Annotated in this window: 15 protein-coding genes; 7 read left to right on the forward strand and 8 right to left on the reverse strand. The window is 39.1% G+C overall.

What is annotated here, in order from left to right:
• The first annotated feature begins 151 nt into the window (after window positions 1-151).
• From ACST15_RS09565 to ACST15_RS09580, 4 genes are read left to right on the forward strand one after another with little or no spacing between them, the layout of a single operon-like run.
• A complete protein-coding gene (locus ACST15_RS09565) occupies window positions 152-1,096 on the forward strand; it encodes an aldo/keto reductase (RefSeq protein ID WP_459454432.1) in 945 nt (314 codons plus the stop codon).
• A 12-nt stretch (window positions 1,097-1,108) separates the two neighbouring features.
• Window positions 1,109-2,128, forward strand: coding sequence for a zinc-binding alcohol dehydrogenase family protein (locus tag ACST15_RS09570; protein WP_459454433.1), 1,020 nt, complete (start codon window positions 1,109-1,111; stop codon window positions 2,126-2,128).
• A gap of 3 nt (window positions 2,129-2,131) precedes the next feature.
• Complete coding sequence (locus ACST15_RS09575) at window positions 2,132-2,947, forward strand: TIM barrel protein (RefSeq protein WP_459454434.1); 816 nt, start codon at window positions 2,132-2,134, stop codon at window positions 2,945-2,947.
• Between the two features lie 10 nt (window positions 2,948-2,957).
• A complete protein-coding gene (locus ACST15_RS09580; RefSeq protein ID WP_459454435.1) occupies window positions 2,958-3,293 on the forward strand; it encodes an L-rhamnose mutarotase in 336 nt (111 codons plus the stop codon).
• Between the two features lie 33 nt (window positions 3,294-3,326).
• Here ACST15_RS09580 and ACST15_RS09585 read toward each other — a convergent pair whose 3' ends face one another.
• On the reverse strand, window positions 3,327-4,358 hold the full coding sequence (locus ACST15_RS09585; RefSeq protein ID WP_459454436.1) for a DUF3500 domain-containing protein: 1,032 nt from the start codon (window positions 4,356-4,358) through the stop codon (window positions 3,327-3,329).
• 27 nt (window positions 4,359-4,385) lie between these two features.
• Window positions 4,386-5,498 carry a Gfo/Idh/MocA family protein gene (locus ACST15_RS09590; RefSeq protein WP_459454437.1) on the reverse strand — a complete coding sequence of 371 codons (1,113 nt, stop codon included), beginning with the start codon at window positions 5,496-5,498 and terminating at the stop codon, window positions 4,386-4,388.
• A gap of 155 nt (window positions 5,499-5,653) precedes the next feature.
• Here ACST15_RS09590 and ACST15_RS09595 point away from each other — a divergent pair, with 155 nt between their 5' ends.
• Window positions 5,654-6,514, forward strand: a complete 861-nt coding sequence (locus ACST15_RS09595) for a glycerophosphodiester phosphodiesterase family protein (RefSeq protein ID WP_459454438.1) — start codon at window positions 5,654-5,656, stop codon at window positions 6,512-6,514.
• Window positions 6,515-6,653: 139 nt separating this feature from the next.
• Here the strand turns inward: ACST15_RS09595 and kbl are convergent, their stop codons facing one another.
• Complete coding sequence (gene kbl, locus ACST15_RS09600; RefSeq protein ID WP_459454439.1) at window positions 6,654-7,841, reverse strand: glycine C-acetyltransferase; 1,188 nt, start codon at window positions 7,839-7,841, stop codon at window positions 6,654-6,656.
• 13 nt (window positions 7,842-7,854) lie between these two features.
• Entirely contained in the window at window positions 7,855-8,799 is a 945-nt protein-coding gene (locus tag ACST15_RS09605) for an NAD-dependent epimerase/dehydratase family protein (protein ID WP_459454440.1), read from the reverse strand.
• Between the two features lie 296 nt (window positions 8,800-9,095).
• Here ACST15_RS09605 and ACST15_RS09610 point away from each other — a divergent pair, with 296 nt between their 5' ends.
• Complete coding sequence (locus tag ACST15_RS09610) at window positions 9,096-9,704, forward strand: carbohydrate-binding protein (protein WP_459454441.1); 609 nt, start codon at window positions 9,096-9,098, stop codon at window positions 9,702-9,704.
• A 57-nt stretch (window positions 9,705-9,761) separates the two neighbouring features.
• Here the strand turns inward: ACST15_RS09610 and ACST15_RS09615 are convergent, their stop codons facing one another.
• From ACST15_RS09615 to ACST15_RS09625, 3 genes are read right to left on the reverse strand one after another with little or no spacing between them, the layout of a single operon-like run.
• Complete coding sequence (locus tag ACST15_RS09615) at window positions 9,762-10,751, reverse strand: aldo/keto reductase (RefSeq protein ID WP_459454442.1); 990 nt, start codon at window positions 10,749-10,751, stop codon at window positions 9,762-9,764.
• A gap of 10 nt (window positions 10,752-10,761) precedes the next feature.
• On the reverse strand, window positions 10,762-11,667 hold the full coding sequence (locus ACST15_RS09620) for a helix-turn-helix domain-containing protein (RefSeq protein WP_459454443.1): 906 nt from the start codon (window positions 11,665-11,667) through the stop codon (window positions 10,762-10,764).
• Between the two features lie 11 nt (window positions 11,668-11,678).
• The gene (locus ACST15_RS09625; RefSeq protein WP_459454444.1) at window positions 11,679-12,494 is read right to left on the reverse strand and encodes a hypothetical protein; all 816 of its coding nucleotides are present in this window, start codon (window positions 12,492-12,494) and stop codon (window positions 11,679-11,681) included.
• A 234-nt stretch (window positions 12,495-12,728) separates the two neighbouring features.
• Here ACST15_RS09625 and ACST15_RS09630 point away from each other — a divergent pair, with 234 nt between their 5' ends.
• Window positions 12,729-13,553, forward strand: coding sequence for an SGNH/GDSL hydrolase family protein (locus tag ACST15_RS09630; RefSeq protein WP_459454445.1), 825 nt, complete (start codon window positions 12,729-12,731; stop codon window positions 13,551-13,553).
• Window positions 13,554-13,573: 20 nt separating this feature from the next.
• On the opposite strand, the gene ACST15_RS09635 is transcribed toward ACST15_RS09630, so the two are convergent.
• Window positions 13,574-13,849, reverse strand: a complete 276-nt coding sequence (locus ACST15_RS09635) for an Rdx family protein (protein WP_459454446.1) — start codon at window positions 13,847-13,849, stop codon at window positions 13,574-13,576.
• Window positions 13,850-13,856: the final 7 nt, after the last annotated feature.

Genomic DNA, 13,856 nt, shown 5'->3' on the forward strand with positions numbered 1-13,856 from the left:
CGGTGTATTTTGAATCCTAGCTGGCGCTTCCTGGATTCTGTTTCAATATTTATAGGCTATTTTGAATAATTTTCTTTGGGAAAGGATAGAAATTACTAATTTTTCATGTAGCTTAATTTCTTAATTGACCAATCAATAATTTCATTGAAATATGCACTACCGTCGTCTAGGCAAAACGAATTTGCAAGTATCCATTCTCGGTTTTGGAGCCTCTCCCTTGGGAAATGTTTTTGAGGAATGTGATGAAAAAGAAGGTATTGCTGCGGTTCATTATGCCCTAGATCATGGGGTTAATTTTGTGGATGTGGCTCCTTTTTACGGGATTACCCTTGCAGAAACACGCTTAGGAAAAGCCTTAAAAGGAAAAAGACAGGATGTGTATTTGGCCACCAAAGCGGGGCGTTATGATTTGCGGGAATTTGATTTTTCTTATCAAAAAATTCTCAGCAGCATAGATGATTCATTACGAAGGCTACAAACTGATTATGTAGATTTATACCAATTGCATGATATAGAGTTTGGTTCTAAAGAACAAGTACTTAATGAGGCAATACCAGCCATAGAGGCGGTAAAAAAATCTGGTAAAGCTAGGTTTGTGGGAATTACAGGATTGCCTGTCAATTATTTAGCGGCAATAGCCCGTGAAGTAGAAATAGATACCGTTCTTTCTTGGGCCCATTATAATTTATTGCAAGATGAAATAAATGCAGAATTAGTCCCACTATCTAAGGAGTTAGATTTTGGTTTAATGAATGCAGCTCCTTTGATGCAAAGAATTCTCTCGGATGCCGCTTTGCCTGTTTGGCATAATGCGCTTGAAGAAGTAAAATCTCTTCAACCTCATCTATTAGCTATTTGTCAAAAGTATCAGGTTCGCCTAAGTGATGTTGCTTTGAGGTTTGCCATGGATCACCCTGATATTGCGACCACCATTGTGGGCATGTGTGACATGAAAACCATCCGTGAAAATGTGTCAGCTGTGGATTTTATCATTCCTGATGGTTTATTATTTGAATTAGAACAAGTTATTGCTCCTTTAAAAAACCGCATGTGGTTTGAAGGGAGACCAGAAAATAATATCGCTAGAAAGCACTAAACCTAGAATTCAATGAAAGCATTGTTTTTGACCGAAATAGGTAAAACAGAAGTAAGAGAAATAGAAAAACCCGTACCCAAAGCAGGAGAAGTATTACTTCGAATTGGTATGGTGGGTTTTTGTGGGGGAGATTTAAATGGCTTTAAAGGGCTTTTTGAATTACAAGAATACCCCAATGTCCTAGGTCATGAAGTGGGTGCCACCATTGAAGAGATTGGACCCGAGGTTCCAGCAACATGGCAGGTAGGTCAGCGGGTAACCATATACCCATATTTAAACTGCGGCACCTGTGTTTCATGTCGAAAAGGTCGCAGAAATGCCTGTCAGGATAACAAAACCATGGGGGTTCGGAGGCCAGGAGCTATGACACGCTACATTACCATTTCATGGCAGGATTTATATACATCTTCAACTTTGTCCCTGCAAGAGTTGGCTTTGGTAGAGCCTTTGACCGTAGGTTTCCATGCGGCGGCAAGGGGGCAAGTGACCGGAACTGATACCGTAGCTGTTATGGGTTGTGGTATTGTGGGTATGGGCGCTATTGCATCAGCTGTTCATCGAGGAGCGAAGGTGATAGCGATTGATTTGGATGATTCAAAATTAGAAATTGCTAAAAAAATAGGTGTTCAACACACCATCAACCCTGCTAAGGATGATTTGCACGAGGCTTTAGTCAAGGTGACACAAGGCGATGGTCCGGATGTAATCATTGAAGCTGTGGGTAGCCATATTACTTACCGGGCTGCCGTAGAAGAGGTAGCTTACACCGGTAGGGTTGTGTGTATTGGATATGCCAAAAAGCCAGTAGAATTTAATACTGGGGTATTTGTGAGAAAGGAAATTGAAATTGTAGGATCTCGCAATTGTACGAATGAATTCCCTGAGGTGATTGCTTATTTAGAATCTGGAAAATTCCCAGTAGATGCGGTTATCAGTCAGGTGGTTCCAATAGAAGAAGCAGGAAAGGCTTTAGCCGACTGGGCAAAAGATGCGCAAGGCATAGTAAAAATTATGGTGAATTTTGGAGAATAATATATGATGCAGTCTTGTGCCACCATAGCATTAGTACCTCAAATAAAGGCAGGGCCTTGGATATTTTGGGAAGATTTAGACGCCAGTATGGCCCAGGCTGCCAGCTTGGGTTTTGATGCCATCGAACTTTTTACGGCAGATGCCCAAAGTATTGATCAAGGCCGACTTCAAGAATTATTAAGTAGCTATCAATTAAAATTAGCGGCTGTAGGCAGTGGAGCAGGAAAAGTCATACATGGCTTAACACTCAGTGACCCTAATCCCGCCATCCGTCAGCAAGCGATTTCTTTTGTTGAATCCATGATGGATTTTGGATCTAAATTCGGTGCCGTATGCATCATTGGTTCTATGCAGGGAAATGCATTGCCAGATCGTAGGGAGGAATCGTTAGCTTATTTGCAAGAGGCCTTGGAATATTTGGGGACGCATGCCGGACAACTAGGAGTTCCTCTGATTTATGAACCTCTGAATCGATATGAGACTAATCTTTTTAATACCTTGGGTGCAGGAAGGGCATTTTTAGAGGGACTATCTACCCGACATATCCTTTTGCTGGCAGATTTATTCCATATGAACATTGAGGAAGTAGATATAGCCCAAAGTATCTTGGATAATGGGCCTTGGATAGGTCATGTACATTTAGCCGACTCTAATCGTAGACCTATGGGAATGGGACATACCTCGATGCAAGAAATTGCAGAAGCCGTGAAGCAAATTAATTACAAGGGTGCCATTTCAGCGGAGGCTTTCCCTTGGCCAAATCCTTTAGAGGCTGGGAAACAAACCATGAAAACCTATCGTCAATATTTTAAAAATTAAACTTTTACCTATGCAGCGATTTTGTTTAGCCTTAGACCTTGTGGATGATCCCATGCTAATTCAAGAATATGAACAATACCATGCCCCTGGAAGTGCTTGGCCAGAAGTTACGCAGCATGATATAGATGCCGGCATTACGAACATTGAGATATTTCGCACCGGGAATCGAATGTTTATGATATTGGAAACAGACGATGCTTTCACCTTTGAGAAAAAAGCAATCTTTGATGCGACAAATCCAAAAATAGCCGCTTGGGAAGAATTAATGTGGAAGTTTCAAAAGCCACTCCCTTGGGCTAAGCCCGGTCAAAAGTGGATTTTGATGGATCGTATATTTAAGTCATAAAAATAGGCCAGCAGGTAATGCTGGCCTATTTTTTTAATGCTGGTGATGCTCTGCGGTTCTGTAATGTTCTTTGAGTAAATCAGTCCCAAAATCCCCTCGGAAATCTCTCCAAACGGTATGGATGTGGTTGGCATTATCTTGGGTATTGTCAAATTCTACCAAAAATGACTTTCCTTGAATTCGGTAATAATGGGCTTTTTTACGTTCTGTATTACCCGCCCAAGCAAATTTGATGGCATTGAAATCTTCATTGGCAATATGCTTTAAGCGCATCTCCGCTATTTTCGTTGGCATTGCCGACAAATAATGCATGATTAATTGGTTCAAGCTAGCTTTTTGTTGGACGCTCATTTCTTTCACAGAAATACCTTCATCGGGTAGTGGTCCTACATGTACCGAATTGGTAGTCACCACTTCATTGAAAGTGCTTAAACTAAAAATGGCTTTGGCTTTTTGTTTATCCGACATGGAGTTAATTAATTCCAAGGCCATGTCTTCTTCTTCCTTCATTAATCGAGTTCCTTTTCTTTCGCCGGATTCGGCTTCAGCAGGGTATACCCCAAAGAAGAAAGGAGCATAGGATAATTTATCATCCACGATGGTAAAGTTGAGTGCTATGTGATGTCCTCCAAATTTCCATCCCCAAACATTATCTTTACTGGGGTCACCGTAAAAAGCTACGAATTGATTTTCAGGAATTCTACTCGGGTTTTTGGGTTGAATTTCTTTCAAATAATATTCAAAATCCATGATGTCGCGTGTTTTCTTAAAGCCTTTTTCACTTAAATAAACTTGCATGAAATCATAGAGCAATTGTTTCTGGTTGGCATCCATATCCTTCACCACGGTTCCATGTCGAGCTACCATGGTAGGAGGCAGAAAGTGCCAGTTGAAACGGGTCACGGCATCAAAGGGATACAATGCCCTACTTTTTTGTGCGTCGCTCAGGGATTGGATAAAAGCCATGGCTTTCTGTACTCCCGGACTGTTGGATTGGGCTATACTCCAAAATGGAGCAATGCCCAAGAACAAACAGCCTAGTAAAAAAATGCATTTTCTTTTCATGTAAATGGTTGATTGAGGTTTCAATATTTAGTATTTGATGGATACTTTTTTGCCAGTTTTTACCGCTTCAAAGATGGCTTCAATGATTTTCATATCTTTTAAGCCTTCTTCTCCATCCACAGGTATTTTGGGAACGCGGCCATCGTGTATGATCCCGGCAAATTCATCCATTTGTGTGGTTTGATGTGTTATGTGTGGAAAGCTCAATTCCCCTTTATTGGTTTTCGCTTTGATAGGCCCATAGCCTGTCGATGGCATCATTTCAGCAAATCCTTTGGTGCCATTCAAATAAAATTTGTCCAAATTGTTGAGAGCGTAGGTCGATAAACATGAAGCCACCGCCCCACTCGGGAATCCCATTTGGAATTGTATGGTTTCATCCACTCCTTCCTTGAATTTCTCTGGATCGGTTTTGGTTTCTTGGGCAGTAACCCAGCTAGGTTCTTCACCTACCATGTACCGTGCGCCGTTGATGGAATAAATACCAATGTCCATCATGGATCCTCCCCCTGCTAATTGTTTGTTTAGTCGCCATTGTTTAGGGTCACCAATGATAAAACCTGATAGGCCTTGGAAGAATAAAATTTTACCAAATTCACCTGCTTCTCTTTTCTTGATGATTTCTAAGGTATTAGGCTCAAAGTGCATGCGATAGCCAATCAGTAATTTGACACCTGCTTTTTTGCAAGCATCAATCATGCGTTGAGCATCTTTCACATTCGTGGCCATTGGTTTTTCACTAATGACATGTTTTCCTAGATTGGCGACTTGAATGGCAAACTCTGGATGTCGACTATTGGGAGTCATGATGTACACGGCATCGATGTCCGGATTATTCTTGATTTTATTTAACTCTTCATACGAAAAGCGATGGGATTTTGGGACATTGTATTTATCACCCCATTGATCTAATTTGCTCGGAGTACCACTGATTAATGCTGTTATCTTGGCCCTTTTACAATTTTGCATAGCTTTCGCTACGATATTGGCATAGCCCCCTAGACCTAATAAGGCCACTTTTAACACAGGTCCATCTTCAAGGGTATTGAGACTTTCTGCCTTGGATTCACTGGGAGAGATAAATGGTATGGCTAATAATGGAGCAGAGACCATTTGAATGAAATTTCTACGAGAACTCATCGTTGATTCAAAATTTAAATAGGTGATGATTAATGCCTTAAAACTAAAGAATTTAAAGATAAAATGGATGTAAATTTTATTTATCCTTCTCAAATGGGCTTTGTGAGCAATATGCGCTATTTTTGTTTTTACTATTTTACTAAACCTAGATAAAAATGATGAAAATTTGCCATTACTTCGGCCTATTCTTGTGCCTGATAATTACGCCAATACAAGCTCAAAAAAGTACAGCGTATTTTAAGAAAATTCAAAAATCTTACCTTAATACACAGGAGCCTTTGGTGATGATTGCTGCTCATCGAGGAGCGCATTTGGATGAACCAGAAAACTCCTTGGCTGCTTTGCGAAAAACCATAGAATTAGGTGTAGACATCATGGAATTGGATGTGCGCTTTACCAAGGATAAGAAAATGGTCTTAATGCATGATAAAAAAGTGGATAGAACTACCAATGCCAAGGGTTTGGTATCTGATTTCACCTTTGAGGAAATCAGAAAATTACGTTTGAAGCATCGGGAAAATTTAAGCAATGAGCAAATCCCGACCTTGGAGGAGGCTTTTCAATTAGCTAAAGGAAAAGTATTAATTGATTTGGATATCAAAGATGACGCCACCTTGGATTCCATCATTGTACTCGTTAATCGAATGAAAATGGAGAAGAATTGCTTCTTTTTTGTCTATGAACCAGAAGAGATTTTCATGTTACAAAAGCTGAATAAGAACTTTCAAATTATGATTCGCACTGAAAATGAGGAGGCGGTTAAAAAACTAGTAGCCTCAGGTGCCAAGCCGCAGGCCGTTCACATTGATCCCAGTCATTATACAACGGAGGTAGTTAATGCCATCAAAAAAATTCCTGCACGCGTCTGGATTAATTCTTTGGGAGCGGTAGATTTTAAGGCATCCCAACAGCCTCAGGCTTTTGAGGAAGTATTGAAATTGGGTGCCAATATGATTCAAACAGATCAACCAGCTAAATTAAAGGAATACTTAAAAAGCCAAGGGAAATATAGATGAGGGATTAGTGATTAGTTTTTAGTGATTAGGGATTGGGGTTTGTGTTCCGTCCTGAAAAAGTAGATAGTTAAAACTATTTATTTTTTCAGGACGGTACAGGAGTTGATTAATTCCTCATTTAAATAGCTAGCTTTTGCCTTTAAATCACCTTAAGTTCTTTTCCAACCTTGGTAAAAGCAGCGATGGCTTTGTCTAAATGCGATTTGTCATGTGCAGCAGATAGTTGAACACGAATTCTCGCTTTCCCTTGAGCCACTACTGGGTAGAAGAAACCAACCACATAGATACCCTCTTCCAACATACGTGCTGCAAAAGTCTGAGCTATTTTAGCATCATACAACATCACAGGGACAATCGGATGAAAGCCTGGTTTAATATCAAAGCCTGCTGCAGTCATTTTCTCCCTGAAATAGGCGGTGTTTTCGGCTAATTTATCCCGTAGGGAAGTGGATTCGGTCAATAGATCCAAGACCTCTATTGAGGCAGCTGTAATGGCAGGAGCTAATGTATTAGAAAATAAATAAGGTCTTGAGCGTTGACGTAATAGCTCAATAATCTCTTTTCTGCCGGAGGTAAATCCTCCAGATGCACCACCCAAGGCTTTTCCCAAGGTTCCAGTGATGATATCAATTCTACCCATCACATTAAAATGCTCATGTGTCCCTCTTCCTGTTTTGCCGATAAATCCGCTAGCATGGCATTCGTCAATCATGACTAATGCTTGGTATTTATCAGCCAAATCACAAATTTTATCCAATGGTGCTACAGAGCCATCCATGGAGAATGCCCCATCGCTCACAATGATGCGGTGGCGACAATCCTTAGCAGCTATTAATTGCTTTTCTAGGTCCTCCATGTCGATATTCTTATAACGGAAGCGTTGAGCCTTACACAAGCGAATTCCATCTATGATGGAAGCATGGTTAAGTTCATCGGAAATAATGGCATCTTCTGCCGAAAACAAGGGTTCAAAAACACCTCCATTGGCATCAAATGCAGCCGCATATAAAATTGTGTCTTCTGTCCCCAAAAATTCGGAGATTTTTTGTTCTAAAGCTTTGTGTATGTCCTGCGTTCCGCAAATAAAACGAACTGAGGATAAGCCAAATCCATGTGTATCAATGCCCTTTTTAGCAGCCTCTATCACTCGGGGATGGGAGGATAAGCCCAAATAATTATTGGCGCAAAAATTAATAACTTCTTGTCCGGTATTTAATTGTATATCAGCGCCTTGTGGGCTAGTGATGATGCGTTCTTGTTTGAATAATCCAGCGTCTTTGATGGATTGTAATTCTTCTTGTAAAGGTCCTTGTAATGTTTGGTACATAATCTGCGATGAATTATTTTCTAAGGTTACTGATCATATCTTGGGTTAATTTGCTCAGGTCAAATTCGGGCTTCCATGCCCAGTCACGTTGTGCCATTTGGTCATCGATGGAGGCTGGCCATGAATCTGCTATGGCTTGTCTTGGGTCGTGTGAAGCATATTTTAATTGAAAATGTGGTATATGCTTTTTGATTTCCTCGGCTAAGATTTCGGGTGTAAAACTTAATCCAGCAAAATTATAACTGGAGCGTATTTGTATTTTATCTGCTGGAGCATCCATGAGTTCGATAGTTCCTCGGATGGCATCATCCATGTACATCATGGGTAGTTCTGTGCCTTCAGATAAAAAGGATGAATAAGATCCCTTTTTCAAAGCTTCATGGAAAATATGGATGGCATAGTCGGTAGTACCGCCCCCTGGGGCTGCTTTCCAAGAAATTAAACCTGGGTAGCGTATACTGCGCACGTCTAATTGGTACTTCTGGTGGTAATATTCACACCAGCGCTCTCCGGCCAACTTACTGATGCCATAAACCGTATTCGGGTCCATGGTGCAGTATTGAGGGGTTAGCTGTTTGGGTGAATTCGGACCAAAGACCGCAATGGAACTAGGCCAATACACTTTAGCTGTTTTATAGGCTAAAGAGAAATCAAGTACATTCAAAAGGCCGTTCATATTTAAATCCCAAGCCAATTTTGGGTTTTGTTCACCCGTGGCAGAGAGCAATGCAGCTAATAAATAAACTTGAGTTGGCTGGTATTTTTGATATATATCTTTCAGCATGTCTTTGTCCAAGACATTGACAAATTCAAAAGGGCCAGCATGTAAGGTTTCGTAATCCGGGCGGCGAATATCACAAGCTACGACGTTGTCGTTATGATAAGCCTTTCGTAGGGAGTTGACTAGTTCAGTACCAATTTGACCATTGGAACCCAGAACCAAAATTTTTTCTGACATATGCTTGTTGATGAGTAGGTAGGCAAAGGTAGAAAAATTGTAAGTCCATTGTGTCCTAAGATGAAGGGAAAAAACAGGAAAAGGTAAAAGGTGATTAAAATCTTAAAAGAAAATGATCACCCATTACCTGAGTATCAAAATCAATAGCTCGACTTATTTTTCTTCTCTTTTTTTGCTTCCTTTTTCTCCTTTGGAGTTTTGGTTGCTTCTTTTTTCTCCGTTTTTTTGGAATTCATTCCCTTGGCCATATCAGTGTAGGTTTGATGGTTTCATAATGACTGCAAGGAAGGTAAAATATGATGAATTGCCAAGGTTTAGCTCGTCCTTGGTATGGACTTTTCAGATTATTGGCTAATTTTAATTCAATTTCTAAACCTAATTCATACCATATGTTTCTTGTCTTACTTACTTTCACCTTGTTCTTTGGTGGACCTTCTGTTACCTTTTTTGACTTTTCAGTTCAAGCCAATCAAGCTAAAAATAATTTTCCTGTAAATCGGCCAGCTCGAGTTCAAAAGAATGGCCAAGGTATATACTTACTTAGCGCTGCCAAGGGTAAGGCCATTGGACCTGATATTAAGTTCATGCCCGAATACCAGGCCTTCGGTTGGTTTACCGCTAAGGACCGTGTAGAATGGGAGGTGGATATTCAGAAAGAGGGCGATTACCAGGTAGAAATTGAATATTCTGTCGACAATGCGGAGGCTGGAAAAGAATTTGTTTTGTCGAGCCCTCATGCACAATTAGTCAGTAAAGTGTTGCCAAGTGGGAGTTGGGAAACCTATAAAACCCTAAAACCCGGGAAAATACATTTGAAACAGGGAATTCAGAAAATCATATTTAAGTCCAAAACACAATTTAAAGAAGGCGCTGTGCTGGATTTACGAGCTGTAATATTGAAATAATTCCTTGTAGACAGGCAGCATATGTTGCCTGTCTACAAACTAATTTAAAACTAGATATTACCTTCCAACCATTTTCATGGCTGCATCTGAGTACCTAGCCCCTTGGATTTGAATCTTGGTAGATGCGTTTTCTATTTCTTCTATTTCCTCGGGAAGGAGATTTAAATTGACCGATTGTATATTTTCATGTAATCGGTCAAGTTTTGTGGTACCTGGAATTGGTGTAATCCAAGTTTTTTTTGCTAAAAGCCAAGACAAGCAAATTTGTGCAGGTGTAGCATTTTTTTCTTGACCTATTTGCTGAAGTAAATGAACCAAAGCTAGATTGTTGTTCCGAGCTTCTCTTGTAAACCTAGGTAAGGTAAGGCGAAAGTCGTTTTCCTTCAATTCCGTATTGACATCAATTTTTCCAGTTAAAAAGCCTTTTCCTAATGGACTAAATGGAACAAAACCAATCCCCAATTCTTCCAAAAGAGGAATGATTTCTAGTTCTGGCTCTCTAGTCCAAAGGGAATATTCACTTTGGAGGGCAGTTACAGCCTGCTCCTGATGCGCTTTTCTAATGGTATTAGCACCCGCTTCGGACAAACCAAAATGTTTGACTTTCCCTTCTTGAATTAGTTCTTTTACTGTACCAGCAACCTCTTCGATCGGTATTTCAGGGTCTACTCGATGTTGATAAAATAAATCAATGGCTTCTACTTTTAGTCGTTTTAAGGAAGATTCTGCTACGCGTCGAATATTTTTCGGACTACTATCCAAACCAAGCATTTTGCCATCATTCGGATCTATTTTAAAGCCAAATTTAGTAGCTATTACCACTTGGTTTTTAAATGGTGCTAAAGCTTTTCCCACCAATTCTTCATTGATATAAGGGCCATATACTTCGGCGGTATCAAAAAAAGTGATACCCTGTTCGAATGCATTGTGCATGAGTTGAATCATTTTCTGATCGTCCGCTTTTTCTCCATAGCCGAAACTCATTCCCATGCAACCAAGTCCCAATTCAGAGACTTCTAGATTTTTTCCGAGGATTCTTTTTTTCATGAAATTTAATTTATTGTGGAGTATTTCTGAATTTTAATGGACTTAGGCCCGAATTTTTTTTGAAAAAATTGTTGAAATAACTTACTTCATTGAAACCTAGTGCAAAGGCAATTTCCGTAATATTCCAATCACTAAATTTTAGCATGACTTTGGCTTCTTGAATCAAACGCTCAGCAATGATTTGTGAGGTTGTTTTTTGTGTGGTCTCTTTGATGGCACGATTGAGGTGATTCACATGAACCGATAATTGATTAGCAAAGTCGGATGCATTTTTTAATTGAATAACAGGATGCGTTTCCTCGATAGGAAATTGACGTTCTAATAATTCTAAAAATAAGGTGGATATTCGTTGATTGGCACTATGCGGACTATGTTTACTTGTGTTGGCTGGTTCTAATTTTATAGCCGAATGCATTATTTCAAAGGCTAAATTTCTTAGAACATCGTATTTGTGGATGTAATTAGAACTGATTTCCACCAACATTCTTTCGTATAAACTTGCAAATAGTGCATAGGAATCATCACTTAATTCAAATACCGGATTTCCGGTAGGGTGGTAGATGGAATAGGAATTTATTTGCCCGAACTGTTGAAAAAAATCTTGATTAAAAATGCAGAAATAACCACTGTTTAGGTGCTCTATACTTTCCCATTTATATGGAATCAATGGATTTGAAAAAACGATGGCTTGTTTTTTTACATCCACCATTTTGTTGGCGTAAAATAGTCTGCCATGTCCTTTAACCAATGTAATCTTATAAAAATCTCTTCTTCGATAGGGTGTTGGTTTGGCTTGGATTCCGATATATGGATCTAGTTTAAATACATTAAAATGGCCCCATTCTTTTTTTAGGTTTTCGGGTATCCAATTGAATTTATCTCGATAAAATTCTTCTAAGTTGTTGAGTTTTTCCATTTTCAAGTTTCTTAAAATGCCTTAAATTTCTTTTGAAATTGATATGTCAAGGCAATGTTCCAAACAAAGTCATTTCCTGGAATTATGGATTTAATTTTCTGATTTAAAATAGAACTAATGGAAAAGGGTAAATGGCTGTTTGTTAGGCTCATGGTTAGTGTAGCATAAGAACCAGCCTGATTATCCATGATAAGGTAAAACACTTGTGGGTTTAGGCGCAAGTACGTATTTTTTATTATAGGAATGGAGGATATGTTACTATTGATTGTTACAAAATGTGTATTGTTTGTGGCCCCTTCAGTCATACCATGTGAATATAAATAATAGGCTCCTAGGCTAAGTTTTTTAGATAAGATCCAATTGGGTGCAAATTCACTAGCTACATATTGATGAGGAGTTAATAATTCCTTTGAATTTCCCAAGCGGTCATAGCTTATATAATTTCTAAATGCTACTGAGGGGTGCATACCCATGGTAAATCGGAATTTTGGTTTAGCAATTGCCTTGTATCGAAACCAAAATAAGAATGACCAGGGCTTACCTTCCATTGAAAAACGCAATTGAGGTTCAAAAGCAAATTTTTCGGTTCCCACGGATAGGTCAAATATAGTGGCAGGTTTTCCCAAAGTGAACGTAGGAATTACCGAAATTCCGGAATTAGTAATCAATGCACTTCCAGCAATATGGTATATGGTTTTACTACTATCACTTGTATTTTCTGCTGCTTGGAGTGGTCGGGTACAAGTAAATAGTAGGAAGGTAATCCCAATGGTTATGATAGTGTTATAGCTAGAATAGTTGTTGGGCGGATGTTTCATATCAAACATAGAATAGTTATTTAGATGCAAATTTCTTTTAAATTTTACGTTTAAACCCCATAAGAATCAAATAGAAAATTATAAAATTCAAACAATTCTATATGTGTAATCAAGAAAGTCTACTCAAACCTATTAATTATTTCAAAAGTGAATATTGGTTTTGTTCTTAATTTTTACCAATTTCCTTGAAGTGGAAAGGCCTTTGTTTTGTCCTTTCCTTTAAAACCTATTGATGAAAGAACCATGAAAAAGATTTTATTCCTCTGTTTGTTTGTCTTATTACACAGCTCGTTTACTCCTAAAGAGTTAACCTGGGTGGCTTTGGGTGATTCCATTACCTATTTAAACGAGCATCCAGATGAAACGGGCAATCGCATTAGCAAGGGATATATGACAGGTGTGGTGGAAAAGCTTCCCCAATTCCGTTACATCAATAAAGGGTATAATGGTTGGACAGCCGTAAAAATTGCTACTGAAATAGAGAAGCTGAATATTCCTTCAGCAGATGTTTATTCTATATTTTTAGGTACCAACGATTGGTGGGGTTCTAAGCCATTGGGGACCTTGGCGGATTATCAGAATAATACTGGAGTGGCCACGGTTCAAGGCTCTTTTCGGGTAATTATAAACAAATTAAAAAGTCTGAATCCTCAGGCCAAAATCGTTTTAATTACACCCATGCAGCGGGTGGATTTTGTCTACATTAATAATTTTAAGAATAATGCATTTGGTTCTTATAAGGAGAAAAATGGACAGCGATTGGAGCAATTTGCCAATGCGCTTGTTGAGATAGGCAAACTAGAAGGGATTCCAGTGGTAGATTTATACCATAAAAAAGGAATGGATCATGCCCATTTGGTTCGTTTTAAGTACTTGAAAGATCCAACCACGGGAAACTATAAAAATTTTGCATACCCAGATTTTATCGATGTACCTTTTAATCCCGCCACCGATGAATACCCCTATCCCGTGGAGGCATCTGAAGTGACTTATGATGGATTACACCCTGCGGATAAAGGCTATGAAATGATTACGAAAGAATTGGTCAAGATTTTCAAAAAGTGGTAAATCAGGGCTTTTATATTGGTTTAGCGGTCGATGTGCCCTAACGACTTTTCAGGGCAAATTTTATCCCTCAAGGATTGTTTTAATTCTTTGATTTCCGCAAATCCTCCATGGCTTTTTCGGTCAAACAAAAGTTCATCATTAACGTATAGGGAAAACTCACCGGAAATTTCACTAGGCTTCAAGGTCACGGCTCCTAATTCGGCTTCGAATGTACTTAACATTTCTTGGGCCACATAGGCTGCTCGAAGTAGCCAATGGCATTTAGGGCAATAGGAAATGGTTAGGCTTGGTTTCATATCAAAA

This window comes from Aquirufa sp. Wall-65K1 (genome assembly GCF_054558475.1).